The sequence below is a fragment of the Pseudomonas sp. c313 genome (assembly GCF_055407145.1).
Map to the genome: position 1 here is coordinate 1 of NZ_JBUZRD010000006.1, position 23,301 is coordinate 23,301.

Here is a 23,301-nt window from a genome sequence, read left to right on the forward strand (position 1 = left end):
CACAAGCACCCACACGAATTGCTTGATTCAGTTGTTAAAGAGCGGTTGGTTAAGATCTTTCGTCTCAACCGAGCGGCGCATTCTACAGCAGCCTCTGTTACTGTCAAGCGGTTATTTTAAGAAGTTTTCAAAGTTTCCTCTGCAACTTCAACCACTTGCGCTTCCGATCTCTCGTTAGCGGGAGGCGAATTCTACAGCGTTACTCGCTGCTGTCAACACCTCTTTTTCTCCGCTTTCGACCGAGAAGATCGAACCGTTAACAGGGTCAAACAACACGACCTTATCAACTCTTTCTGGGCTTCGGTGAACTGAAGCAACTCGCTATCGAAACCTACATAACTCTTTGTTTACCAAGGAGTTTTCCGTTTCGACTGCGCCGGAAGTGGGGCGAATTATAGACTTCCAGAATCTGCCGTCAACCCCTACTTTCACAATTCTGTCATATCAGTCAAAAAAGCCCGAAAACGCGAAGGCCAACCCCTACGGGTCGACCTTCTGCCTCCTACTTACAAGCTAGGAAAAGCAAACTGCGAGGCTTCATGGCTGGCCCGCTGCGGCCAGCGCTGGGTAATCGCCTTGCGACGGGTATAGAAACGCACCCCGTCCGGCCCATAGGCATGCAGGTCGCCAAACAGCGAACGCTTCCAGCCACCGAAGCTGTGATAAGCCACCGGAACCGGTAGCGGCACGTTGACACCAACCATGCCCACTTCAATCTCGTCACAGAACAGCCGCGCCGCCTCTCCATCGCGGGTGAAGATGCAGGTGCCATTGCCATACTCGTGATCATTGATCAGTTGCATCGCCGCTTCCAGGCTGTTCACCCGAACCACACACAGTACCGGCCCAAAGATCTCTTCTTTATAGATGCGCATCTCAGGGGTCACGCGATCAAACAGGCAGCCGCCCAGGAAGAAGCCGTCTTCATGACCGGCAACACTCAAGCCGCGACCATCGACCACCAACTCGGCACCAGAAGAAACACCGTCTTCTATATAGCCACTGACTTTATCTCGCGCCTGACCAGACACCAGCGGCCCCATGTCCAGGCCGCAAGAGGTACCCGCACCAATCTTCAACGCCTTGATCTGCGGCACCAGCTTGGCGATCAACGCATCAGCCACCTGATCGCCCACGCAGACAGCCACCGAGATTGCCATGCAGCGCTCACCACAGGAACCATAAGCCGCGCCCATCAGAGCACTGACCGCATTGTCCAAGTCCGCATCCGGCATTAGCACTGCATGGTTCTTCGCCCCGCCCAAAGCCTGTACACGCTTGCCGCGCTTGGTGGCTTCGGAATAGATGTACTCGGCAATCGGCGTCGAACCGACAAAACTCAGCGCTTTAACTTCCGGCGCCTCGATCAACGCATCCACCGCGCCCTTGTCACCATGCACCACGCTCATCACGCCTTTAGGCAAGCCGGCCTCCTGCAGCAGTTGAGCAATCAGCAATGTCGAGCTTGGATCACGCTCCGAAGGCTTAAGAATGAAGCAGTTACCGCAAACGATCGCCAATGGATACATCCACAGCGGCACCATCGCCGGGAAGTTGAACGGCGTAATACCGGCGACCACACCCAGCGGCTGGAAATCGGACCACGCATCAATGTTCGGACCAACGTTACGGCTGTATTCACCCTTGAGGATTTCCGGCGCCGAGCACGCGTATTCGACGTTCTCGATACCGCGCTTCAACTCACCTGCCGCATCTTCCAGAGTCTTGCCATGCTCTTCGCTGATCAATTGCGAGATACGCGCTTCGTTCTGTTCCAGCAATTGCTTGAAACGAAACATCACCTGGGCACGCTTGGCCGGCGGTGTGTTGCGCCATGCCGGGAATGCCGCCTTTGCCGAGTCGATAGCGCTTTGAATGGTTTCCCGGCTGGCCAGTGGTACTTGATGAATCACTTTGCCGGTGGACGGGTTGTAAACATCAGCACTGCGACCGTTCTCGGTCACCAGTTCGCCGTTGATCAAATGCTGGATAAGGCTCATGCAGGGCTCCTGAAAAGTTGTCCACAGGCGCGACTCTCGCCGCACCTGGTAGTTGTTCTATATAGAAGGAGAAATCAGTCGATCTTGTTCAGCACTTCGCCGACCGCATCGAACAAGCGATCCAAGTCCTGCGCCTTGCTGTTGAAGGTTGGCCCGAATTGCAGAGTGTCGCCGCCGAAGCGCACGTAGAAGCCCGCTTTCCACAACGCCATACCTGCTTCGAATGGCCGCACGATGGCATCACCATCACGCGGGGCGATCTGAATCGCACCGGCCAGCCCGTAGTTACGAATGTCGATGACATTCTTGCTGCCCTTCAGACCGTGCAGCGCATTTTCAAAGTGCGGGGCGATTTCGGCCACGCTCTGCACCAGGTTTTCCTTTTGCAGCAGGTCCAGTGCCGCCAGGCCCGCAGCGCAAGCCACCGGGTGCGCCGAGTAGGTGTAACCGTGGGGAAATTCCACCGCGTACTCAGGCGTCGCCTGGTTCATGAAGGTCTGGTAGATCTCCGAGCTGGCAATCACCGCGCCCATCGGAATCGCGCCGTTGGTGACTTGCTTGGCGATGCACATCAAGTCCGGTGTCACGCCAAAGCTGTCGGCGCCGAACATAGAGCCGGTACGGCCGAAGCCAGTGATCACTTCATCGAACACCAACAGAATGTTGTGCTGATCACAGATCTCACGCAGACGCTTGAGGTAACCCTGTGGCGGTACCAACACGCCGGCGGAACCGGCCATCGGCTCAACAAACACGGCAGCGATGTTGGATGCGTCGTGCAACTCGATCAGCTTGAGCAGTTCGTCGGCCAAAGCGATACCGCCCAGCTCTGGCATACCACGGGAGAAGGCATTGCTCGCCAACAATGTGTGAGGCAAGTGATCAACATCCATCATCGCCTGACCAAACATTTTACGGTTGCCGTTAACACCACCCAGGCTGGTACCGGCAATGTTCACACCGTGATAACCACGGGCACGGCCGATCATCTTGGTCTTGGTCGCCTGGCCTTTCAGGCGCCAGTAAGCACGAACCATCTTCACAGCGGTATCGGCACACTCGGAACCGGAGTCGGTGAAGAACACATGGTTCAGGTTGCCCGGTGTCAGATCGGTGATCTTTTCTGCCAACTGAAAAGACAAGGGATGACCGTATTGAAAGCCTGGCGAGTAGTCCAAAGTGCCGAGCTGCTTGGCGACGGCTTCCTGGATTTCCTTGCGGGTATGCCCGGCACCACACGTCCACAGGCCAGACAACGAGTCATAGACCTTGCGCCCCTTGTCATCGATCAACCAACTGCCTTCGGCAGCCACAATCAGGCGCGGGTCACGGTGAAAGTTGCGGTTGGCGGTGTACGGCATCCAGTGAGCGTCCAGCTTCAATTGGCTGGCCAGGGACGACGGAGCGTTTTCGGGCATGTTCATCTGCAAAATCCTCGCAAGGCTATAGGCGGCGTAGGGATCGAAAAGCGTAGTTGCAGCTAAATTGCCACGAGGATAAAGTCGGTGAAATCCAACTCTTCTAACCTTCAGTCAGGCCTTCACTAAACTATGAGTAGCCGTCGACCCGATCCCCTGGCCCAAGTCAGCGACTTCGATATTCGCTTGCTGCGCATCTTTCGCAGCGTGGTGGAGTGCGGTGGCTTCTCGGCGGCAGAAACCGTGCTGGGGATTGGCCGTTCAGCTATCAGCCAGCAGATGAGTGATCTCGAACAACGCTTGGGCCTGCGTCTGTGTCAGCGTGGTCGCGCCGGATTTTCCCTGACGGAAGAAGGACGCGAGGTTTATCAATCGGCACTGCAACTGCTCAGCGCCCTGGAAAGTTTCCGCACCGAGGTCAACGGCCTGCACCAACACTTGCGCGGCGAACTGACCATCGGCCTGACCGACAACCTGGTCACCCTGCCCCACATGCGTATCACCCACGCCTTGGCGCAATTGAAAGAACGCGGCCCAGACGTACAGATCCAAATCCGTATGATCGCCCCTAACGAAGTGGAGCAAGGGGTGCTCGACGGGCGCTTGCATGTCGGCGTCGTGCCCCAGGCCAGCGCGCTGTCGGGCCTCGAATATCAGCCGCTTTACAGTGAACGCTCGCTGCTCTACTGCGCGGTCGGTCATCCGCTGTTTTATGCAGACGACAAGCAACTCAACGACGAACGCATCAACTCACAGGACGCCATTGCGCCAACCTTCCGCTTGCCCGCCGAAATCCAGGCTCACTATCAAGTCCTCAACTGCACCGCCAGTGCTTCGGACCGTGAAGGCATGGCATTCCTGATCCTCACCGGCCGCTACATCGGCTACCTGCCGGATCACTACGCCAGCCTCTGGGTGCAACAAGGCCGCTTGCGCGCCCTGAAACCCGCCGCACGCTTTTATGATTTGAGCCTCGCTTCGGTCACGCGCAAGGGTCGTCGCCCTCATTTGGTGCTGGAAAGTTTCCTCGAAAGCCTGGCTGCCACCCGCTAACACGGCGCCCACATAAAACCTGAGCAACTGGACAGCTTTTTGCAAGGCATGAGGACCTTGAATCGTCAGCCTTGAGTTCCAACGCCATGCCACCAGAATCTTCCAGCTCCAGCGACCTGATCTACGGCCTCAACGACCGCCCGAAACCATTGCCCGCCTTACTTGCCGCACTGCAACACGTACTCGCCAGCTTCGTCGGTATCATCACCCCGCCGCTGATCATTGGTTCCACCTTGGGCCTGACCGCCCACCTGCCCTACCTGATCAGCATGGCGTTGATGGTCTCGGGTGTCGGTACTTTCATTCAGGCTCGTAGGCCGTTTGGCATTGGCGCCGGGATGATCTGCCTGCAAGGCACCAGCTTCGCCTTTCTCGGCGCGGTGTTATCAGCAGGGTTTCTGGTCAAGCAACGGGGCGGCAGCCCGGAAGACATCCTCGCAATGATTTTCGGGGTGTGCTTTTTCGGCGCGGCGGTGCAAGTAGTGTTGAGCCGTTTTATCGGCCAACTACGGCGGGTAATCACGCCACTGGTGACAGGCATTGTCATCACCTTGATCGGCATCAGCCTGATCAAGGTCGGCATCACTGATCTGGGTGGCGGTTTCAACGCCCCCGATTTCGGCGCGCCCACCAACCTGGCGCTAGGCCTGTTCGTGGTGTTGACTATCATCCTGCTCAACCGCTCGAACACACCGTGGGTGCGCCTCTCGGCCATCATCATCGGCCTGGCTCTGGGCAGTCTCGCCGCCTGGTTCAGTGGCACTCTGGTACCGCACGCCTTGCCGGACTTGCCATTGGTAAGCCTGCCGACCCCGTTCCGCTTTGGTTTCAATTTCGACTGGACAGCGTTCCTACCCATTGCGCTGATTTATCTGATCAGCACCATCGAAACCGTCGGCGACCTCACCGCCAATTGCATGATTGCCCGCCAACCTATCAGCGGCCCTTCTTATATAAGCAGGCTCAAGGGCGGCGTTCTGGGTGATGGCATCAGCTGCATGATCGCCGCTACCTTCAGTGCTTTCCCCAACACCACCTTCGCCCAGAACAATGGCGTCATCCAGTTGACCGGCGTCACCAGCCGCTATGTCGGCCTGTACATCGGCGTGGTGCTGTTTTGTCTCGGGCTGTTCCCACTGATTGGCGCCGTGTTGCAGCAGATCCCCAAGCCGGTGCTGGGCGGCGCGACCCTGGTGATGTTCGGCAGTGTGGCCGCCGCCGGCGTGCGCATCCTTGCACAAGCGCCACTGGATCGGCGCAGCATGCTGATCATTGCCACCTCGTTCGGTGTCGGCCTGGGCATCGCAGCCCAACCGAATTTGTTGCATCTGATGCCAACGCTAGTACAAAACCTGTTCGACTCCGCCATCACCAGCGGCGGCCTGACGGCAATTGTATTGTGCCTGCTATTACCGGAAGCCAAGGCAACGACACCTGCCGCAAACCAGGCCCTGGAAAGCGACACCCTGGAACCGCTTTGACGCTTTTATCGTATCGGGACTTGTCTGAGGCTTGAGGGTGGGTTATCTGTGCACACGTCGCATTTATCGATCTGCACGGAAACCTCCATGAGCCTCGAAGTTCCTGCCCACAGCAACCACGCCGGAAAACCTGCAAGCCGCATTCGGCAAAAGAACGAACAAGCAATCATCCAGGCCGCCGAAGACGAGTTCGCTCGCCATGGTTACAAAGGCACCAGCATGAACACCATCGCGTCGAGCGCCGGGCTGCCAAAGGCCAACCTGCATTACTACTTCACCAACAAGCTGGGGCTGTACATCGCCGTGCTCAGCAACATCCTCGAACTGTGGGACAGCACCTTCAATACGCTGACCGCCGAAGATGATCCAGCCGAAGCGCTGACTCGCTATATCCGCACCAAGATGGAGTTTTCCCGCCGCCAGCCCCAAGCCTCGCGGATCTTCGCCATGGAGATCATCAGCGGTGGCGAATGCCTGAGCGAATATTTCGGCCAGGACTATCGCGCCTGGTTCAGCGGCCGCGCGGCGGTGTTACAGGCCTGGATCGACGCGGGCAAAATGGACCCGGTCGACCCCGTACACCTGATCTTCCTGCTGTGGGGCAGTACCCAGCACTACGCCGACTTCGCCACGCAGATCTGCCGTGTCACCGGTCGCACCAAGCTGACCAAACAAGACATGGAAGACGCTGGCACCAACCTTATCCACATCATTCTCAAAGGCTGCGGCATCAAGCCAGCCCTCTAAACGAAGCGACTCATGCCTTTCACCCTTACTGGCCTTTGCGAATTTCGCGAAGAAATACGCAAAAGCCGCTTCATTACCCTCGCCACCCCTATCGCCAGCCCCCAGGACGCCCAGGCCTTCATCGACCAACACAGCGACCTGAACGCCACGCACAACTGCTGGGCCTGGAAGCTGGGCGATCAATACCGCAGCAACGATGATGGCGAACCCGGCGGTACTGCCGGGCGACCGATCCTGGCAGCGATCGAAGCACAAGACTGCGACCACGTCGTGGTGCTGGTGATCCGCTGGTACGGCGGCATCCAGTTGGGCACTGGCGGTTTGGCCCGCGCCTATGGCGGCGGTGCCAATAAATGCCTGCAAGGCGCCGAGCGCGTTGAACTGATCAAACGCGTGCCACTGAGCTGTGCCTGTGGTTTTGCCGAGCTGATACTGGTGAAACTTCGTGTCGCCGAGCTGGGCGGACTAGTGGTGGAGGAAACCTTCACCGCCAATGGCGTCGAACTGCAGCTTATGCTGGAAGAGGCGCACATCGACACGTTACAGAATCAGCTCGCCGACCTGAGCCGTGGGCGCATCCGCCTGCAACGCTGAAATTACCCACATCTACGGTGCACCCGCCTGTGGATAACCTGAGCACACTCCCCTGTAACCCTTCTGTCACAAGGGTTTGCGGCCGTTGTTCAGTTTTTGCTCAAGCAACCACACTAAACTATTAATCCAGCTAAAAAACAGTCAGTTAGACTGGTTATCGCCTTTAGAACAAAGGGGTGCAGCGCTTATACCCACCGATGACGCTTGCGCACAATTACTGTGGAACAACCTGTGGATAACCCGTGCAAGAGTGTCCGGGCAGCATAGGCAGCAACGCCCCGCTGAAATTGAACGTTTTTTGATCAGTCTGCTACCTGGCGCACCGGCATTAACTGCGCCACCAACCAGAGCACTTCAAACACCAGGACGATCAACAACGCCGAACTGGCGCCGTGAACCAGCGCATAAATCTGCCAAGTGGCAAACAGTATCCGGCCCACCGCGTCATAGCGTCCAAAAATTACCTGGGGATCGCGGATCCGCAACACCGCCCACACACAGACAATCGACCCCATCAGGTTGGCCATCAGCACATGAATAGGCGCAAAGGGCGGCAGTTCGCCTGGCAGGTTCAAAGCCAGCAAAGCGTTGTGAAGCAAAAGAAAAGTCCAAGGCGTGACAAACGCAGCGGTGACGATCAGGTCGTACCAGCCGCTGGCACGCACCAGTTGGCGGTATTGGTGTGCAGTCCACATATCAGCAAGCTCCTTCGATTCAAGAAGCAAGCAGGCTAAAGCCTGGAGTATGCTCCAAGGTCAAGCCCTATCGAGCCCATCTTATGCGCATCGGCGAATTGGCCCTGGCCAGCAGCGTGAGCCGCGACACCCTGCGTTTCTACGAGCAGCGTGGGTTGATTGCCGCCCAACGCAGCGCCAACGGTTACCGCGACTATCCGGCGGAAATGGTGCAACTGGTCCTGTATATCAAGACCGCTCAGCGCCTGGGATTCAGCCTCGGCGAAATCGGCAGTAGCGTCGCGGCGCTATGGAAAGCGGCCGACCCCGACAGCGCCGTGACCCAACTGTTGCAAGACAAGCTCAACCTGATCGAAACCCGCATCGTCGAACTCAGCCACCTGCGCCAAGAGTTGCAGCAAAGACTCGGCCAGCGTTGTCCATTGAACCCATGAACTTGCACCACAAAGGAAGCTACTCATGTCTACGCCAAAAACCGCACTGATCATCGGCGCCTCCCGAGGCCTGGGCCTTGGCCTGGTCAACCAACTGCTGGCCGACGGCTGGCAAGTCACCGCCACCGTGCGTGATCCGCAAAAGGCCGACGCCCTGAAAGCCCTCGGCCAAGTGCAAATCGAACAATTGGACATGGACGACCAGCTAGCCATAAACGCCCTGAGCCAACGCCTCAAGGGGAAAATCTTCGACCTGCTGTTCGTCAACGCTGGCGTCAAAGGTCCCGTCAATCAGACGCCCGGCCACGCCACTCAGGCCGAAGTGGGCCAACTGTTTTTCACCAACGCCGTGGCGCCGATCAACCTGGCGCAACGGTTTGCCGGGCAGATCCGTGCAGACAGCGGCGTGCTGGCCTTCATGAGTTCGGTGCTGGGCAGCGTGACCATCCCCGACGGCGCGGACTTGGCGCTGTACAAAGCAAGCAAGGCCGCGCTCAACTCCATGACCAACAGCTTTGTCACGCAGTTGGGTGATCAGAAACTGACCGTCCTATCGCTCCATCCGGGCTGGGTCAAAACCGCTATGGGCGGAGAAGACGCGCAGATTGACGTCCAGACCAGCGTTCGCGGCTTGATCGACCAAGTCAATGCCTACACCGGCAAGGGCGGCCACCACTTTGTAAACTACAAGGGCCAGACCATCCCCTGGTAAACGTCATACAGGTCTATCGCCGATTGCCGGCGATAGACCCGGCTGTGGACTACACGTAAACTGCCCACCTCGCCCTCCCCGGCGACCCTGGATCAGCAGACAGGGCAACACTGAGCTGGCAAACCTGAACCCATCATTCAGAGGAGCCGGCCAATGCCTGCGACCCGTATCTGGTTAAAAAACCCTCTCGCGATCTTCACCGCCAATGCCCTCGACGCCCGTGGCGGCCTGGTGCTGCAAGACGGTGTGATCGTTGAAGTCCTCGGCCTCGGGCAACAACCCGCCACAGCCTGTGGACAAGTCTTCGATGCCCGCGAGCATGTGATCCTTCCCGGCCTGATCAACACCCATCATCACTTCTATCAAACCCTGACCCGCGCCTGGGCGCCGGTGGTCAACCAGCCGTTGTTCCCGTGGCTGAAAACCCTGTATCCGGTATGGGCTCGCCTGACCCCGGAGAAACTGGCACTGGCTACCAAAGTGGCCCTCGCTGAACTGTTGCTCTCTGGCTGCACCACGGCGGCGGACCATCACTACCTGTTTCCCGATGGCTTGGAACATGCCATCGACGTGCAAGTCGAGAGCGTGCGTGAACTGGGCATGCGCGCCATGCTGACCCGTGGTTCCATGAGCCTGGGTGAAGCTGATGGCGGCCTGCCACCGCAACAGACCGTACAACAAGGCGAAGTGATCCTCGAAGACAGCCAGCGACTGATCGGCAACTATCACGAGCGTGGCGACGGCGCCCAAATCCAGATCGCCCTCGCGCCCTGCTCACCGTTCTCCGTCACGCCGCAAATCATGTCCGCCAGCGCCGAACTGGCTAACAGCCTTGACGTGCGCCTGCACACCCACCTGGCGGAAACCCTCGACGAAGAAGACTTCTGCCTGCAACGTTTCGGCCTGCGCACCGTGGATTACCTGGACAGCGTCGGCTGGCTCGGCCCACGCACCTGGCTGGCCCACGGCATTCACTTCAACCCCGAGGAAATCGCCCGCCTGGGCGCGGCCGGCACCGGCGTCTGCCATTGCCCAAGTTCCAACATGCGCCTGGCCTCCGGCATCTGCCCGACCCTGGACCTGATTGCCGCTGGCGCGCCGCTGGGCCTGGGCGTGGACGGCTCGGCCTCCAACGACGCCTCGAACATGATCCTCGAAACCCGCCAGGCCCTGTACATCCAGCGCCTACGTTACGGGGCGGAAAAAATCACCCCTGAGTTGGTCCTGGGTTGGGCTACCAAAGGCTCCGCACAATTGCTCGGCCGCAGTGACATCGGTGAGCTGGCAGTGGGCAAGCAAGCTGACCTGGCGCTGTTCAAGCTCGATGAGCTGCGCTTCTCCGGCAGCCATGATCCGATTTCGGCGCTGCTGCTGTGCGGCGCCGACCGGGCGGATCGGGTGATGGTGGGCGGCAAGTGGCGCGTGATCGATGGGCAGGTCGAAGGCCTCGACCTGAAAGGCCTGATTGCCGATCACAGCCAGGCGGCACGGCAGCTGATCAGCGGCTGACGCTACACCCCCAACAACGACAACAGGATAAAGGTCGCAAACAACACAAAATGGGTCATCCCTTCGATGGCGTTGGTTTCGCCATCGTTGAGGTTGATCGCGCTGACAATCAGCGTGATAAAGACCATCACTGTTTGCACCGGGGTCATCGCCATCTGAAACGGCTGGCCGGTGTAAAGCGCCATGGCCTCCATTACCGGCACCGTCAAAATCACCGTCGACAATGACGCACCAAGCGCAATGTTGACCACCGACTGCATGCGATTGGCCAGAGCGGCGCGCAACGCAGTCAAAATTTCCGGCGCGGCGGAAATTGCCGCCACCACGATTGCCGTGATCACAGGCGGAGCACCTGTCCCTTCCAACCCAAGGTCCAATGTCTTGGACATCACCTCGGCCAGCGCGCCAATCACCACCACACCGAACACCAGAGTGCCGATTGAGAACGCCAGATTGATCGACGGCGCCTCATCTTCCGGCTGTTTCTTGCCGCGTTTTTCCGGGTAGCTGTAGCTGAAGAAATAACTGTGGGGCCCGACCTGCATTCGCAGGAACAGGGTGTACAGCACCACCATCGCACCAATGGTGAAGGCCGAGTAAATTTTCCAGTCAGACTCGGGGATAAATTCCGGCACCACCATCGACACGCCCATGGCGGTGAGGATCATCACGCTGTAGGTCCGCGCCGAATCATCGTTGTAGGACTGTTCACCATGCTTGATGCCGCCCATCAGCGCGGCCAGGCCGAGAATGCCGTTGATGTCGAGCATTACAGCCGAGTAGATGGTGTCGCGCACCAGGGTTGGCGATGGTTCGTTACTCATCATGATTGCCAGGATCACCACTTCCACCAGCACGGCGGCCAGGGTCAGGATCATCGTGCCGTACGGATCGCCGACCTTTTCCGCCAACTGCTCGGCGTGATGAGCCACGCGCATTGAAGCAATCACGATAAAGCCGATCAACGCCACGCCACCAAGCAGCGCAACCCTCTGCCCGCTGTGCAGCAACCAGTGCTCCAGAGGGTAGGCGGCAATGGCGGCAATCAGCGCCAGCAGCATAAATTTTTCTTGCTTGAGGGATGTGAGCATCACGGGCCTTTTCGAGCAGTAAATCAGTCACTGATGGGGTACAGACTGCGCCACGTCGCTAACGTTTCGTTACACCTTAGTTCACTCACTGCTTGCACGAGGCATGAACCCTGCAACCCGAATACCCATCGTCTGGTCAGGTTTTGCCGATTATTTCGCATTGCACCTGTAGAATGCCGCCATTGCACCTGATGAGATTTTATAAATGTACGACTGGCTCAACGCCCTGCCCAAGGCTGAATTGCACCTGCACCTGGAAGGCTCGCTGGAGCCTGAGCTGCTGTTCGCACTGGCCGAACGCAACAAGATCGCGCTGCCGTGGAACGACGTCGAAACCCTGCGCAAGGCCTACGCCTTCAACAACCTGCAAGAGTTTCTCGACCTCTATTACAAGGGCGCCGATGTGTTGCGCACCTCCCAGGACTTCTACGACCTGACCTGGGCCTACCTGCTGCGCTGCAAGGCGCAGAACGTGATCCACACCGAACCCTTTTTCGACCCTCAGACCCACACCGACCGTGGCGTGCCCTTCGAAGTTGTACTCAACGGCATTGCCGCAGCACTCAAAGATGGCGAGCAACAGCTGGGCATCACCAGCGGTTTGATCCTCAGCTTTCTGCGCCACCTGAGCGAAGACGAAGCCGAGAAAACCCTCGACCAGGCACTGCCATTCCGTGATGCATTTGTCGCCGTTGGCCTGGACAGTTCGGAAATGGGTCACCCGCCGAGCAAGTTTGTGCGGGTGTTCGATCGCGCCCGCCATGAAGGTTTCCTGACCGTCGCCCATGCTGGCGAAGAAGGTCCGCCGGAATACATCTGGCAAGCCCTCGACCTGTTGAAGATTGAGCGCATCGACCATGGTGTGCGCGCCATCGAAGACGAGCGCTTGATGCAGCGGATCATCGACGAGCAGATCCCACTGACGGTGTGCCCGCTGTCCAACACCAAGCTTCGCGTATTCGACGATATGTCCCAGCACAACATCCTCGACATGCTGGAGCGTGGCGTAAAGGTCACAGTCAACTCGGACGATCCGGCGTACTTCGGCGGTTATGTCACCGAGAACTTCCATGCACTGCACACATCTCTGGGCATGACCCAGGACCAGGCCAAACGCCTGGCGCAGAACAGCCTGGACGCACGGCTGGTGAAGCCTTAACTCCGAACTGCCGTAGGCGCAAAGCCCGAACCCCGGGCCTGCGCCGACGTCGGATACAGCTCAGGCTGTATAGGTGCAACGCTACATTGCCCCGGCATTCCCGGGGTTATGGTGTAGAGACCACTCGCGCCGGAAACTGCGCAGTCAATTTCGCACAACGGGACACGAGCATTTCACGCAGAAGGTTGATCGGCTTACTCAGCTGCGCGCGATGGGCGCACAGCAGATTGAGCGGAGCGCGTTCACAACGCAGCTCCGGCAGGATCAACCGCAAGCGCCCGGCCAAAACATCAGCGCTGACGTCCAGCCAGGATTTATAGGCAATGCCGACACCGGCCAATGCCCACCGACGAACCACATCGGCGTCGTCACTGAAGCGGTCGCCTGTCACCGTCAGGCTGACCTCACGCTTGCCGTCGTGAAAACTCCAATGGTCATGGATGCGACTGCCAAGCATATAAAGCAGGCAGTTGTGCTGGGCCAACTGCTCCAGGTGACGCGGCTCACCATAGCGCGCGAGGTAGTCGGGGGCAGCACACAGCACCCGAAAGTTCTGCGCGGCGATGGGCAAGGCAATCAGGCTGGAGTCTTCCGGTTCGCCGTAGCGCAAGGCAATGTCCACGGGTTGGCGGAACAGGTCGGCGATCCGGTCGCCCAACAGCAAGCGCACGGTCAGCTTCGGGTGCTCACGCTGGAATTCGTCGAGCCAGGGCAGCAGCAGGTTACGGCCAAAGTCCGAAGGCGCCGAGAGTTGCAGCACACCGCTAACCTGATCCTGACCGCTGGCCAGCAATCGGCGACCTTCATCCAGATTGCTCAAGGCGGCGCGGGCGTACTCCAGGAACCCCTCGCCCTCGGCGGTCAAGCGCAGGCTACGTGTCGAGCGGGCCAGCAGACGCGCGCCCAGTTGCTGCTCGATGCGCTTGAGCGCGGCACTGGCCACGGCTGCCGACATATCCATCACACGGGCCGCCGCCGAGAGGCTGCCCAAGTCCGCTGCACGGACAAACAACTGCAAGTCATCAAAACGCAGCATGGCGATCGTCCCGGCTGATTATCAATAAAATATTGAAAGAGACTGCTCTTTTAGCGGGTTTTATCTTGCAGAGAAATAGCCAATGATCTGTTCATGCCGCTCATCCCCTATCAGGAGTCGAATATGCCCAGTGCGTTTAATGTCATTGCCACGCTGATCGCCAAACCCGGTCAACAAGACACCCTAGAGCAATTGCTGCGCGCGCTGCTGGAACCCACCCGCGCCGAAGCAGGCTGCCAGCAGTACGACCTGCACCAGGACCTGCAACACCCCGAGACCTTCTACATGCTCGAACGCTGGAATGACGACGCGGCGCTGGCCGACCACGATCAGAGCGCGCATATCCAGAATTTTCGCGCCAAGGCTACTGACGTGCTTGAACATTTCGACCTCAAGCGCCTGAAGTTCCTGGCCTGAAGCGTTTCGCTTGAATAGCCCTGACAACCTTTTGGAGTTCTCCATGAAAGCCATCGCTTACTACGCGTCACTGCCCATCAACGATCCAAAATCCCTGCAGGACATCGAGTTGCCCGAACCCGTCGCCGGCCCACGAGACCTGCTGGTGGAAGTCAAAGCCATCTCGGTCAACCCGGTAGACACCAAGGTGCGCCAGAGCGTCGCCCCGGAAAACGGCGCGGCCAAAGTGCTAGGCTGGGATGTGGCCGGCGTGGTCAAAGCGGTGGGCAGTGAAGTGACCCTGTTCAAGGCCGGCGACAAGGTGTTCTACGCCGGTTCCCTGGTGCGCCCCGGCGGCAACAGTGAACTGCACACTGTGGATGAGCGAATTGTCGGCCATATGCCAAAAAGCCTGGGCTTTGCCGAAGCCGCCGCGCTGCCGCTAACCGCCATCACCGCGTGGGAGTTGCTGTTCGAGCGCCTGCAAGTCAGTGAAAGCAAGGTCGATGAAGGCCAGAGCCTACTGATTGTCGGCGCTTCCGGTGGCGTCGGATCGATCCTCACCCAACTGGCCAGCCAGCTCACTGCACTGAAAGTCATCGGCACCGCTTCACGTCCCGAAACCCAAGCCTGGGCCAAGGAGCTGGGCGCCGACCTGGTGATCGACCATAGCCAGCCACTGAGCGAAGAGCTCAAACGCGCAGGCGTACCACAAGTGACCCACGTCGCCAGCCTGACCCAGACCGACCAGCACCTCGATCAACTGGTGGAAGCCCTCGCCCCCCAAGGTAAGCTGGCGCTGATCGACGATCCCAAGGCGCTGGATATCAGCAAGCTCAAGCGCAAGAGCCTGTCGCTGCACTGGGAGTTCATGTACACCCGTTCGATGTTCGAGACCGCCGACATGATTGAGCAACACAACTTGCTCAACCGCGTGGCCGAGCTGATCGACGCCGGCACCCTGAAAACCACGTTGGGCGAGCACTTCGGCGTGATCAACGCGGCCAACCTGCGTCGTGCCCACGAACTGCTCGAAAGCGGCAAGGCCAAGGGCAAGATCGTGCTGGAAGGGTTCTAGGTAAAATATCTGTCAGTGTCTTCCGTTATCCATACAGGTAACAGAAGACACCACTAGTCAGAGATTTGATCCTTGTCATATTTGTGAGCGTGTTCGGGTTTATATTGTCCGCCTTTGCCACGCAATCTTTTACGTGAGGAAATCAGCAATGAAGATCCTGATAAACGCGTTAGCAAAATCCCAAGACCACAAATGGCAGGTTCGCTTGGGCCAGAACAGCTTCACCTTCCGCAGTGAGGCCGAAGCCCGCGCCTTTGCCAACACCCTACAAAACCGAATTCAGGCCCCGCACCACTTTCCCGAGCAACAACACCGCTCAGCCGGCTGAACTCCGTAGGCGCTGCCGAGGCTGTGTTCGGCTGCACTGCAGCCCTGCGAGGGCTACGCCCTCGATCGCAGCCCCGCAGGCTCAGCAGCGCCTACAAAGCGCCGAGTCGTCATGGCCACGGTCACCGCCAATACACCGCACACGCTGATGACGATCGCCATCGGCATGGCGCTGCCATCGTGCAGCAACCCCACCAACGACGCCGCACCGGCGGCCACACCGAACTGGATGCAACCGAGCAACGCCGAAGCGCTGCCGGCCCGTGCGCCCTGCCCGTTCATGGCGCAGGCGGAGGTGTTGGGCAGGATGCAGCCCAGGCTGGCAATACAGATAAACAGCGGCACCAATAACGGCCACAAGGCTTCAGTGTGCAAAGCGCTGACCGCCAACAATGCCAGAGCTGCCGCCAGGTAAACCCACACGGCGCGGGTCAACAAAAACGCCGGGCCACGCTTGGACAGCAAGCGCGCATTGACCTGCGCCACCAGGATAAAGCCCGCGGCGTTGGTGCCGAACAGCCAACCGTAATGCTCGGCCGGTACGCCGTAGAGCTTGATAAAGACGAAAGGTGAACCAGCGATGTAGGCAAACATCCCGGCAATCGCAATGCCCCCGGTCAGGGCATAACCGAGGAACACCCGGTCCGCCAGCAAGCGACCGTACTGGTGCAACGCCCCGGACAACGGTTGACGGGGTTGATTGGCCGGCAAGCTTTCCGGCAAGCCGACCGCCACTGCAATGGCGGCCATGACACTGAACACCGTCAGCGCCAGGAATATCGACTGCCAACCATACAGACTGACCATCACCCCACCCAACATTGGTGCGAGGATCGGCGCCAAGCCGACCACCAGCATCAGCTGCGAGAAGACCTTGGCCGAGCCCACTGCATCGCATTTGTCACTGACCACCGCGCGGGAAATCACCATCCCCGCACAACCGCCCAGGGCCTGGACGAAGCGCGCACCGATCAACCATTCCAGGGACGGCGCATAGGCACAGGCCAGTGACGCCACGGTAAACAGGCCGACACCGGTCAACAACGGGATCCGCCGGCCGAAACGGTCTGCCACCGGGCCATAGGCCAGTTGACCGATTGCCAGGCCGATGAAGTACACGGCCAACGTCAGCTGGATATGTTTTTCGTCGGTGCCGAACGCTGCGGCCATGGCCGGGAAGCCCGGCAGGTAAAAATCGATCGCCAGCGGCGCAAAGGCGCTCAAAGACGCAAGAATCAGGATTATGCGAAGGTTCATCAGGCACCCAGGTGAGTCGGCAGCTCGACAGTCTAGCCGCGCTTGGGTGCCTTGGGCATTATGTTAGCTCACTAACTATTAAATAATCAGACGAGCTTAGTGCTGTAGCCTTCTTCGCTGATCAGGCTGATGACTTCATCGGCTGTCAGACTACTTTCAACCCCGACCTCCTTGGCTGCCAGATCGACCCGCACGCTGGCCGCCGGGTCCTTTCTCTGCACCGCCTGGGTCACCGCCCGGACGCAATGACCACAGGTCATTCCTTCAACGCTGAATACTTGCATGACATGACTCCTTTAATGAGGATGACGGCAGTTTTGACCTTGCCACGATGGCAAGGTCAAGCGCTGAAAACATCAGCCGGGCTGGTATTCATCGGCGCCCTCGGCCAAGCTGCATCTATTGATGATTTGAAATTCGGAGAATTCGCCATGCGCTTGTCGTTTTTTGGCCTTGTCAGCCTGATGAGCTTGTTCGCCGCTGCGCCAATGGCCAGTGCCGCCGAAGACTATGCCGTGCTGATTATTTCCCGGGAGCGCCTGGAAGTGCCGACCAACTGCGAGATTGGCTTATACATCGATGATCAGTTGGCAGGAAGGCTGTTTCAGGAACAAGCCACCTCGTTCAACTTGCCGGAGGGCAAGGTGTCGCTGCGCCTCAAGTTACTGCCAGGCCAAGCCGCCGGGTGCTTGCCGGGGATGCTGGCGCCCAAGGCACAGGAGGTCAACTTGAAAGCCGGAGACGTGCGCAAGTGGCGCATTGCTCAAGGCCAGGGCGGCATGTACCTCAAGCCGGCGACGCTGGGTTACTGAAACATTGATCTGAAGCCTTGACCTTCCCCTCAGGTCAAGGCTGATCCTATGGGCAACTTCTCCTGGAGTACTGCCCGTGAACGGATCTACCACCTTCGACCTGGCGACTGCCAGCATGACCGACAGAATCTGTCCTGGCCTCTGTGTATAACCTGATCGGCATTCCCCTTGCAGCGTTCGGCCTGCTCAATCCAGTGCTGGCAGGCGCGGCAATGCCAATGTCCAGTGTGAGTGCGGTGAGTAAAACCCTGCTGTTGAAAACCTGGAAACCCAAGGATCTGGAGGACCATTCATGAATATCGGCCAAGCAGCGCGTCACAGTGGCCTGAGCGCCAAGATGATCCGCTACTACGAGTCCATCAGCCTGCTCAAACCCGCCCAGCGCACCGACAGCGGTTATCGTGTGTATGGCGCCGATGACCTGCACACCCTGGCGTTTATCAAGCGATCGCGTGACCTGGGGTTTTCGTTGGAGGAAGTCGGCAAGTTGCTGACGCTGTGGCAGGACCGCCAGCGTGCCAGTGCGGACGTCAAGGCGCTGGCACGCCAGCATATCGAGGAGCTGAACCAGAAGATTCTTGAATTGGGGCAATTGCGCGATACGTTGCAGGACTTGGTGGAGCACTGCCAGGGCGATCACCGACCGGACTGCCCGATTCTCAAGGAGTTGGCGTCGGGTGGGTGTTGTGAGAAAAAAATCGCCTGACGATCACTAGGTAAAAAAAATCCGGCATGTGCCGGATTTTTTGTCAGGGGTTTATTGCATCCACGGCGGAGGAGGCTCTTCCGCCGTTTTGCCCACAGGTGCGTCGTCTGCCGCACGTATCGCCTGGCGACGCTCGTCATCCAGCCGCGCCGCTTCGATCTCACGAATGACACCGCCAACGTCCGCCAACTCTTCCGGCTCATCAAACTCGCCGGTCAAGACGCTGGCCGGGTGCAAGGTGCCGGCTTCGTACAGCGCCCACATTTCCTTGGCGTACTTGGTCGTCTTCAACTCCGGGGCAAAACGCCCGAAGTAAGAGGCCATGTTGCCCACGTCCCGTTCCAGCATGCTGAACGCATGGTTGTTACCCGCCGCATCCACTGCCTGGGGCAAGTCGATGATCACCGGGCCCGTTGGCGTCAGCAGCACGTTGAACTCGGAAAGGTCACCGTGCACCAGACCGGTACACAACATCAGCACGATCTGGGAAATCAGGAAGGCGTGATATTCACGGGCCTGATCCGGCTCCAGCGTCACGTCGTTAAGTCGTGGCGCCGCGTCGCCGTACTCATCGGCCACCAGTTCCATCAACAGCACGCCTTCAAGGAAGTCGTAGGGTTTGGGAACTCGAACGCCAGCGCCCGCCAGACGAAACAGCGCAGCCACTTCGGCGTTCTGCCAAGCGTCTTCGGTTTCTTTCTTGCCGAACTTGGAGCCCTTGGCCATGGCCCGGGCCTGGCGGCTATTACGGACCTTGCGGCCTTCCTGGTATTCGGCCGCCTGACGAAAACTTCGTTTATTCGCCTCCTTGTAGACCTTGGCGCAACGTAACTCGTTGCCACAGCGCACCACATAAACAGCTGCTTCTTTACCACTCATGAGTGGGCGCAGCACTTCGTCGACCAGACCGTCCTCGATCAGGGGTTCAATGCGTTTAGGAGTCTTCATCAGCTTTTATTGTGGGTCCTTTATTACCAAATACGCGTATGCCACTCGTTATACGGCAATCCTCTCCCTGCGGGGAGAGGATACCGACCTTTGACCACTTAAGAATGCATCCAATATGCCAGATTAATCTGACAAGGCCGGCTTTGTCCCCAGGCTTGCGGATGATAGCTGAGATCAGCGTTCAATAATCGCCGTCACACCCTGGCCGCCGGCAGCACAGATCGAGATCAGCCCGCGCCCCCGGCCCGCCGCGTCCAGCAGCTTGGCCAGGTTGGCAACGATGCGCCCGCCGGTGGCGGCAAACGGGTGCCCGGCCGCCAACGAACTGCCCTTGACGTTCAAGCGGCTGCGGTCGATAGAGCCCAGCGGTGCGTCCAGCCCCAGGCGGGTCTTGCAGTAATCCGCATCCTCCCAGGCTTTAAGGGTGCACAACACTTGGGCGGCGAAGGCTTCGTGGATTTCGTAGTAATCGAAGTCCTGCAGCGTCAGACCATTCCTTGCCAGCAAGCGTGGGACGGCATAAGCCGGCGCCATCAACAGCCCTTCGGCCCCGTTGACGAAATCCACCGCCGCCGCTTCGCCATCTCGCAGGTAAGCCAGGATCGGTAAGCCACGTTCCTTGGCCCAGGCTTCGCTGCCCAGCAATACCAGGGAGGCACCATCGGTCAGCGGCGTGGAGTTACCGGCGGTCAGGGTGCCCTTTTCGCTGCGCTCAAAGGCGGGCTTGAGGCTGGCGAGTTTTTCCAGGGTCAGGTCGGGGCGCAGGTTGTTGTCGCGGGTCAGGCCGAGAAACGGCGTGAGCAAATCGTTGTGCCAACCTTCGGCGTAGGACGCAGCCATTTTTTGATGGCTTTCCAGGGCCAGTTGGTCCTGCTCGGCCCGGGGAATGTTCCAGCTCTGCGCCATCAATTCACAATGCTGCCCCATGGACAAACCGGTGCGCGGTTCGCCGTTGCGCGGCAGTTCCGGCTTGAGGTGACGGGGGCGAAGCTGTAACAAGACTTTTAACTTATCGGCCATGCTTTTGCTGCGGTTGGCTTGCAGCAGGATTTTTCTCAACCCTTCATTGACGCCGATGGGTGCGTCGGACGTGGTGTCGACGCCACCAGCAATGCCGCATTCGATCTGCCCCAGGGCGATCTTGTTGGCCACCAGCAACGCCGCTTCCAGGCCGGTGCCGCAGGCCTGTTGAATGTCATAGGCGGGTGTTTGCGGCGACAACCGCGAGCCCAGCACGCATTCGCGGGTCAGGTTGAAGTCACGGGAATGCTTGAGCACCGCGCCGGCGGCCACCTCGCCCATGCGCAGGCCGTGCAGGTTGTAGCGTTCAATCAGGCCTTCCAGGGCCGCGGTCAGCATCGCCTGGTTACTCGCCGTGGCATAAGGGCCATTGGAACGGGCGAAGGGAATGCGGTTACCGCCAATGATCGCTACACGGCGCAATTGAGTCATGGAAAGCTCCCTGTTGGTTGTGGGCTCAATCTTTGAGCCTAGCCTAGGCTCAATCGAACGACTGCCACCCATGGGTGGTCCACCGTTTGAACCCCAGCAATCGGAGAGCGTTCCATGTCTGATCGTTATATCGACTTCGCCAACTCAAGCCTCGGCCATCGTCTGGTCGCGGCCATTGGCCTGCCGTCGCCGGTACGTCTGGAGCGCTGGCAGGCCGGACGCCTGCGCCCGGTAGACGGCGCCCTGCTGATCGGCGGCGGGCCGCTGGCGGCGAAGGTCTTGGCGTTTGCCAACAAACTCACTGAAGCGATTTTCAGCTACGGCCCCGAACCTTTGGTGGCGCCGGCCTGGATTCCTGGCCATGGCCCCAAGCTCAAGGCGGTGGTGTTCGACGCCAGCGCCTTGGCGCACACTGATCAGTTGAAACAGTTGCGGGAATTTTTCCAGCCGCTGCTGAAAAACCTCGATCACAGCGCGCACCTGGTGATCCTCGGCCGAGCGCCGCAAAGCCTTAATGATCCTTTCGCCGCCAGTGCCCAGCGCGCCCTTGAAGGCTTCAGTCGGTCACTGGCCAAGGAACTGCGCAACGGCGGCACCCTGCAACTGCTGTATGTGGGTGACGGCGCTGAAGATCAGCTGGAAGGCGCGTTGCGCTTTTTCCTCTCGCCCAAAAGCGCCTACATCTCGGGCCAGGTGATTCGCCTGGAGACCTGCACCACGCAAGTCCAAGACTGGACTCGCCCCCTGGCCGGGCACAAGGCCCTGGTGACCGGCGCCGCGCGCGGTATCGGCGCCTCAATCGCCGAAACCCTGGCCCGGGACGGTGCCGAGGTCATCCTGCTGGACGTGCCACAGGCCAAGGCGGATCTGGATGCTCTCGCCGCACGCCTGGGCGCACGTAGCATCGCCCTGGATATCTGCGCCGAAGACGCCACCACGCAACTGATCGAACAGTTGCCGGACGGCATCGACATCGTCGTCCATAACGCCGGCATCACCCGCGACAAGACCCTGGCCAACATGACCCCGGAATATTGGGACGCGGTGCTGGCGGTCAACCTCAACGCGCCACAAGTGCTGACCAAGGCCCTGCTCGACAGTGGCACCTTGCATGACAACGGCCGCGTCGTGTTGCTGGCGTCCATCAGCGGCATCGCCGGCAATCGCGGGCAGACCAACTATGCCGCGAGCAAGGCCGGGCTGATTGGCCTGGCCCAGGCCTGGGCACCGTTGTTGGGTGACCGTGGGATCAGCATCAACGCCGTGGCCCCTGGTTTTATCGAGACCCAGATGACTGCACATATTCCCTTCGCCCTGCGTGAAGCCGGGCGACGCATGAGTTCCCTCGGCCAGGGCGGCATCCCCCAGGATGTCGCCGAAGCCGTGGCGTGGCTCGGCCAGCCGGGTTCGGGGGCGGTCAGCGGTCAGGCGCTGCGGGTCTGTGGGCAAAGTCTCTTGGGAGCATAAGCATGGATTGGCACACGTTGGACAGCACTCCCTCACTGCCGCCGCTGTATTGGCGGGCGGCCCTCAAGCGCAAGATCAGCGGCACGACACTGCCAGAACAGGGGCTGCGCTGCCAGGTGACGGTGAACCCCAGGGAGGTGGCGGCCTATCGCAAGGTCTGCGGGTTTGCCGAAAGCCCGGTGTTGCCGGCCACCTATCCGCACATCCTGGCGTTCGGCCTGCAAATGCAATTGCTGACTGCCAAGGACTTTCCGTTCCCGCTGCTGGGCCTGGTTCATCTACGCAACCGCATCCGTATCCTGCGCCCCCTTGGCGGGGTCAATGATGTGCAGCTCAGCGTACGCACGCAAAACCTGCAACCTCATGCCAAGGGCGCCACCTTTGACCTGATCACCACCGTCGAAGACTCCCTGGGCTTGTTGTGGGAAGCCGAAAGCCGAATGCTTTGTCGCGCAGTGAAGCTTGCCGGCGACGTGACGGATCAATCCATACCGCTACCTTCCAATGTCAACGAGTTGACCCACTGGAAGGCGCCCGTCGATATCGGCCGCCGTTATGCCAGGGTATCCGGCGATTACAACCCGATTCACTTGAGCGCGTTGACTGCCAAGTTATTCGGCTTCCCTCAGGCCATCGCCCATGGTCTGTGGAACAAGGCCCGTACGCTGGCGGCGCTGAGCGAGTACTTGCCCCCTGCCAATATCGAGATAGACGTTGAGTTCAAGAAGCCCGTCCGGCTGCCCAGTGAGATTGTCTTGTTGGTCAGTGCGGCGGGGCCCAGCGGTGAATTGCAATTGAAGGGCTCGGGGGACATCGAGCACATGATCGGCCAATGGCGACCGGTTGCCTGAGGCAACGAACTTTCGCTGATTAATTATATATATACACCTTAAGTTATAGCAGGCTATCGATAGCCTGCTAACTTATTC

Annotated in this window: 24 protein-coding genes and 1 pseudogene; 16 read left to right on the forward strand and 9 right to left on the reverse strand. The window is 59.2% G+C overall.

Annotation, left to right across the window (positions count from 1 at the left end; all coding sequences use genetic code 11):
* Positions 1–506: 506 nt before the first annotated feature.
* Positions 507–2,000, reverse strand: a complete 1,494-nt coding sequence (locus ACZRKZ_RS17910) for a CoA-acylating methylmalonate-semialdehyde dehydrogenase (RefSeq protein WP_149414834.1) — start codon at positions 1,998–2,000, stop codon at positions 507–509.
* Between the two features lie 74 nt (positions 2,001–2,074).
* A complete protein-coding gene (aptA, locus tag ACZRKZ_RS17915; protein WP_463982311.1) occupies positions 2,075–3,424 on the reverse strand; it encodes an omega-aminotransferase AptA in 1,350 nt (449 codons plus the stop codon).
* A gap of 126 nt (positions 3,425–3,550) precedes the next feature.
* On the opposite strand from aptA, the gene ACZRKZ_RS17920 reads away from it, so the two are divergent.
* The 4 genes from ACZRKZ_RS17920 (at position 3,551) to ACZRKZ_RS17935 (ending at position 7,293) form a co-directional block, all read left to right on the forward strand.
* Positions 3,551–4,471 (forward strand): LysR family transcriptional regulator, encoded by a 921-nt coding sequence (locus tag ACZRKZ_RS17920; RefSeq protein ID WP_463982312.1) that lies wholly within the window; start codon positions 3,551–3,553, stop codon positions 4,469–4,471.
* A gap of 86 nt (positions 4,472–4,557) precedes the next feature.
* Complete coding sequence (locus ACZRKZ_RS17925; RefSeq protein ID WP_463982313.1) at positions 4,558–5,952, forward strand: uracil-xanthine permease family protein; 1,395 nt, start codon at positions 4,558–4,560, stop codon at positions 5,950–5,952.
* A gap of 87 nt (positions 5,953–6,039) precedes the next feature.
* The gene (locus tag ACZRKZ_RS17930; protein WP_149414830.1) at positions 6,040–6,699 is read left to right on the forward strand and encodes a TetR/AcrR family transcriptional regulator; all 660 of its coding nucleotides are present in this window, start codon (positions 6,040–6,042) and stop codon (positions 6,697–6,699) included.
* 12 nt (positions 6,700–6,711) lie between these two features.
* A complete protein-coding gene (locus ACZRKZ_RS17935; RefSeq protein WP_463982314.1) occupies positions 6,712–7,293 on the forward strand; it encodes an IMPACT family protein in 582 nt (193 codons plus the stop codon).
* 302 nt (positions 7,294–7,595) lie between these two features.
* Here the strand turns inward: ACZRKZ_RS17935 and ACZRKZ_RS17940 are convergent, their stop codons facing one another.
* Positions 7,596–7,988 carry a hypothetical protein gene (locus tag ACZRKZ_RS17940; protein ID WP_463982315.1) on the reverse strand — a complete coding sequence of 131 codons (393 nt, stop codon included), beginning with the start codon at positions 7,986–7,988 and terminating at the stop codon, positions 7,596–7,598.
* An 83-nt stretch (positions 7,989–8,071) separates the two neighbouring features.
* Here ACZRKZ_RS17940 and ACZRKZ_RS17945 point away from each other — a divergent pair, with 83 nt between their 5' ends.
* The 3 genes from ACZRKZ_RS17945 to ACZRKZ_RS17955 all read left to right on the forward strand — a co-directional run bounded on the left by ACZRKZ_RS17945 (position 8,072) and on the right by ACZRKZ_RS17955 (position 10,643).
* On the forward strand, positions 8,072–8,422 hold the full coding sequence (locus ACZRKZ_RS17945) for a MerR family transcriptional regulator (protein WP_463982316.1): 351 nt from the start codon (positions 8,072–8,074) through the stop codon (positions 8,420–8,422).
* A gap of 25 nt (positions 8,423–8,447) precedes the next feature.
* Positions 8,448–9,134 carry an SDR family oxidoreductase gene (locus tag ACZRKZ_RS17950; protein ID WP_463982317.1) on the forward strand — a complete coding sequence of 229 codons (687 nt, stop codon included), beginning with the start codon at positions 8,448–8,450 and terminating at the stop codon, positions 9,132–9,134.
* A gap of 153 nt (positions 9,135–9,287) precedes the next feature.
* The gene (locus tag ACZRKZ_RS17955; RefSeq protein WP_463969215.1) at positions 9,288–10,643 is read left to right on the forward strand and encodes an 8-oxoguanine deaminase; all 1,356 of its coding nucleotides are present in this window, start codon (positions 9,288–9,290) and stop codon (positions 10,641–10,643) included.
* A gap of 2 nt (positions 10,644–10,645) precedes the next feature.
* On the opposite strand, the gene ACZRKZ_RS17960 is transcribed toward ACZRKZ_RS17955, so the two are convergent.
* Positions 10,646–11,734, reverse strand: a complete 1,089-nt coding sequence (locus ACZRKZ_RS17960) for a calcium:cation antiporter (RefSeq protein ID WP_463982429.1) — start codon at positions 11,732–11,734, stop codon at positions 10,646–10,648.
* 205 nt (positions 11,735–11,939) lie between these two features.
* Here ACZRKZ_RS17960 and ACZRKZ_RS17965 point away from each other — a divergent pair, with 205 nt between their 5' ends.
* On the forward strand, positions 11,940–12,893 hold the full coding sequence (locus tag ACZRKZ_RS17965; protein WP_463982318.1) for an adenosine deaminase: 954 nt from the start codon (positions 11,940–11,942) through the stop codon (positions 12,891–12,893).
* A 106-nt stretch (positions 12,894–12,999) separates the two neighbouring features.
* Here the strand turns inward: ACZRKZ_RS17965 and ACZRKZ_RS17970 are convergent, their stop codons facing one another.
* The gene (locus ACZRKZ_RS17970) at positions 13,000–13,929 is read right to left on the reverse strand and encodes a LysR family transcriptional regulator (RefSeq protein WP_463982319.1); all 930 of its coding nucleotides are present in this window, start codon (positions 13,927–13,929) and stop codon (positions 13,000–13,002) included.
* A gap of 123 nt (positions 13,930–14,052) precedes the next feature.
* Between ACZRKZ_RS17970 and ACZRKZ_RS17975 the strand changes: the two genes are divergently transcribed.
* The 3 genes from ACZRKZ_RS17975 (at position 14,053) to ACZRKZ_RS17985 (ending at position 15,731) form a co-directional block, all read left to right on the forward strand.
* Complete coding sequence (locus ACZRKZ_RS17975; protein ID WP_463982320.1) at positions 14,053–14,346, forward strand: putative quinol monooxygenase; 294 nt, start codon at positions 14,053–14,055, stop codon at positions 14,344–14,346.
* Positions 14,347–14,389: 43 nt separating this feature from the next.
* Positions 14,390–15,403, forward strand: coding sequence for a zinc-binding alcohol dehydrogenase family protein (locus ACZRKZ_RS17980; RefSeq protein ID WP_463982321.1), 1,014 nt, complete (start codon positions 14,390–14,392; stop codon positions 15,401–15,403).
* 148 nt (positions 15,404–15,551) lie between these two features.
* Positions 15,552–15,731 carry a hypothetical protein gene (locus ACZRKZ_RS17985; RefSeq protein ID WP_463982322.1) on the forward strand — a complete coding sequence of 60 codons (180 nt, stop codon included), beginning with the start codon at positions 15,552–15,554 and terminating at the stop codon, positions 15,729–15,731.
* A 53-nt stretch (positions 15,732–15,784) separates the two neighbouring features.
* Here the strand turns inward: ACZRKZ_RS17985 and ACZRKZ_RS17990 are convergent, their stop codons facing one another.
* On the reverse strand, positions 15,785–16,987 hold the full coding sequence (locus tag ACZRKZ_RS17990) for a multidrug effflux MFS transporter (protein WP_463982323.1): 1,203 nt from the start codon (positions 16,985–16,987) through the stop codon (positions 15,785–15,787).
* A gap of 86 nt (positions 16,988–17,073) precedes the next feature.
* Positions 17,074–17,271 carry a heavy-metal-associated domain-containing protein gene (locus ACZRKZ_RS17995; RefSeq protein WP_463969209.1) on the reverse strand — a complete coding sequence of 66 codons (198 nt, stop codon included), beginning with the start codon at positions 17,269–17,271 and terminating at the stop codon, positions 17,074–17,076.
* Positions 17,272–17,418: 147 nt separating this feature from the next.
* On the opposite strand from ACZRKZ_RS17995, the gene ACZRKZ_RS18000 reads away from it, so the two are divergent.
* The 3 genes and pseudogenes from ACZRKZ_RS18000 to cueR all read left to right on the forward strand — a co-directional run bounded on the left by ACZRKZ_RS18000 (position 17,419) and on the right by cueR (position 18,505).
* On the forward strand, positions 17,419–17,799 hold the full coding sequence (locus tag ACZRKZ_RS18000) for a hypothetical protein (protein ID WP_149414835.1): 381 nt from the start codon (positions 17,419–17,421) through the stop codon (positions 17,797–17,799).
* A 120-nt stretch (positions 17,800–17,919) separates the two neighbouring features.
* Positions 17,920–18,095: pseudogene (locus tag ACZRKZ_RS18005) on the forward strand (hypothetical protein); the annotation flags it as partial.
* A complete protein-coding gene (cueR, locus tag ACZRKZ_RS18010) occupies positions 18,092–18,505 on the forward strand; it encodes a Cu(I)-responsive transcriptional regulator (protein ID WP_463982324.1) in 414 nt (137 codons plus the stop codon). The pseudogene ACZRKZ_RS18005 and the gene cueR, both read left to right, overlap by 4 nt.
* A gap of 51 nt (positions 18,506–18,556) precedes the next feature.
* Here cueR and ACZRKZ_RS18015 read toward each other — a convergent pair whose 3' ends face one another.
* Positions 18,557–19,453 carry a PA4780 family RIO1-like protein kinase gene (locus tag ACZRKZ_RS18015; RefSeq protein WP_463969207.1) on the reverse strand — a complete coding sequence of 299 codons (897 nt, stop codon included), beginning with the start codon at positions 19,451–19,453 and terminating at the stop codon, positions 18,557–18,559.
* Between the two features lie 174 nt (positions 19,454–19,627).
* Positions 19,628–20,905 carry an acetyl-CoA C-acetyltransferase gene (locus ACZRKZ_RS18020; RefSeq protein ID WP_463969206.1) on the reverse strand — a complete coding sequence of 426 codons (1,278 nt, stop codon included), beginning with the start codon at positions 20,903–20,905 and terminating at the stop codon, positions 19,628–19,630.
* Between the two features lie 114 nt (positions 20,906–21,019).
* On the opposite strand from ACZRKZ_RS18020, the gene ACZRKZ_RS18025 reads away from it, so the two are divergent.
* Positions 21,020–22,372, forward strand: a complete 1,353-nt coding sequence (locus ACZRKZ_RS18025) for a 3-oxoacyl-ACP reductase (protein WP_463982325.1) — start codon at positions 21,020–21,022, stop codon at positions 22,370–22,372.
* Positions 22,373–22,374: 2 nt separating this feature from the next.
* Positions 22,375–23,223 carry a MaoC family dehydratase gene (locus ACZRKZ_RS18030; RefSeq protein WP_463982326.1) on the forward strand — a complete coding sequence of 283 codons (849 nt, stop codon included), beginning with the start codon at positions 22,375–22,377 and terminating at the stop codon, positions 23,221–23,223.
* The last annotated feature ends 78 nt before the right edge of the window (positions 23,224–23,301 follow it).

Bases quoted from the DNA above. Each gene is read 5' to 3' on its own strand.
- ACZRKZ_RS18025 (WP_463982325.1), top strand. From the start codon at position 21,020: ATGTCTGATCGTTATATCGACTTCGCCAACTCAAGCCTCGGCCATCGT.
- cueR (WP_463982324.1), top strand. From the start codon at position 18,092: ATGAATATCGGCCAAGCAGCGCGTCACAGTGGCCTGAGCGCCAAGATG.
- ACZRKZ_RS17920 (WP_463982312.1), top strand. From the start codon at position 3,551: ATGAGTAGCCGTCGACCCGATCCCCTGGCCCAAGTCAGCGACTTCGAT.
- ACZRKZ_RS17985 (WP_463982322.1), top strand. From the start codon at position 15,552: ATGAAGATCCTGATAAACGCGTTAGCAAAATCCCAAGACCACAAATGG.
- ACZRKZ_RS18000 (WP_149414835.1), top strand. From the start codon at position 17,419: ATGCGCTTGTCGTTTTTTGGCCTTGTCAGCCTGATGAGCTTGTTCGCC.
- ACZRKZ_RS17945 (WP_463982316.1), top strand. From the start codon at position 8,072: ATGCGCATCGGCGAATTGGCCCTGGCCAGCAGCGTGAGCCGCGACACC.
- ACZRKZ_RS17980 (WP_463982321.1), top strand. From the start codon at position 14,390: ATGAAAGCCATCGCTTACTACGCGTCACTGCCCATCAACGATCCAAAA.
- ACZRKZ_RS17940 (WP_463982315.1), bottom strand. From the start codon at position 7,988: ATGTGGACTGCACACCAATACCGCCAACTGGTGCGTGCCAGCGGCTGG.
- ACZRKZ_RS17930 (WP_149414830.1), top strand. From the start codon at position 6,040: ATGAGCCTCGAAGTTCCTGCCCACAGCAACCACGCCGGAAAACCTGCA.
- aptA (WP_463982311.1), bottom strand. From the start codon at position 3,424: ATGAACATGCCCGAAAACGCTCCGTCGTCCCTGGCCAGCCAATTGAAG.
- ACZRKZ_RS17910 (WP_149414834.1), bottom strand. From the start codon at position 2,000: ATGAGCCTTATCCAGCATTTGATCAACGGCGAACTGGTGACCGAGAAC.
- ACZRKZ_RS17950 (WP_463982317.1), top strand. From the start codon at position 8,448: ATGTCTACGCCAAAAACCGCACTGATCATCGGCGCCTCCCGAGGCCTG.
- ACZRKZ_RS18020 (WP_463969206.1), bottom strand. From the start codon at position 20,905: ATGACTCAATTGCGCCGTGTAGCGATCATTGGCGGTAACCGCATTCCC.
- ACZRKZ_RS17970 (WP_463982319.1), bottom strand. From the start codon at position 13,929: ATGCTGCGTTTTGATGACTTGCAGTTGTTTGTCCGTGCAGCGGACTTG.
- ACZRKZ_RS17925 (WP_463982313.1), top strand. From the start codon at position 4,558: ATGCCACCAGAATCTTCCAGCTCCAGCGACCTGATCTACGGCCTCAAC.
- ACZRKZ_RS18015 (WP_463969207.1), bottom strand. From the start codon at position 19,453: ATGAAGACTCCTAAACGCATTGAACCCCTGATCGAGGACGGTCTGGTC.
- ACZRKZ_RS18030 (WP_463982326.1), top strand. From the start codon at position 22,375: ATGGATTGGCACACGTTGGACAGCACTCCCTCACTGCCGCCGCTGTAT.
- ACZRKZ_RS17935 (WP_463982314.1), top strand. From the start codon at position 6,712: ATGCCTTTCACCCTTACTGGCCTTTGCGAATTTCGCGAAGAAATACGC.
- ACZRKZ_RS17955 (WP_463969215.1), top strand. From the start codon at position 9,288: ATGCCTGCGACCCGTATCTGGTTAAAAAACCCTCTCGCGATCTTCACC.
- ACZRKZ_RS17965 (WP_463982318.1), top strand. From the start codon at position 11,940: ATGTACGACTGGCTCAACGCCCTGCCCAAGGCTGAATTGCACCTGCAC.
- ACZRKZ_RS17975 (WP_463982320.1), top strand. From the start codon at position 14,053: ATGCCCAGTGCGTTTAATGTCATTGCCACGCTGATCGCCAAACCCGGT.
- ACZRKZ_RS17960 (WP_463982429.1), bottom strand. From the start codon at position 11,734: ATGCTCACATCCCTCAAGCAAGAAAAATTTATGCTGCTGGCGCTGATT.
- ACZRKZ_RS17990 (WP_463982323.1), bottom strand. From the start codon at position 16,987: ATGAACCTTCGCATAATCCTGATTCTTGCGTCTTTGAGCGCCTTTGCG.
- ACZRKZ_RS17995 (WP_463969209.1), bottom strand. From the start codon at position 17,271: ATGCAAGTATTCAGCGTTGAAGGAATGACCTGTGGTCATTGCGTCCGG.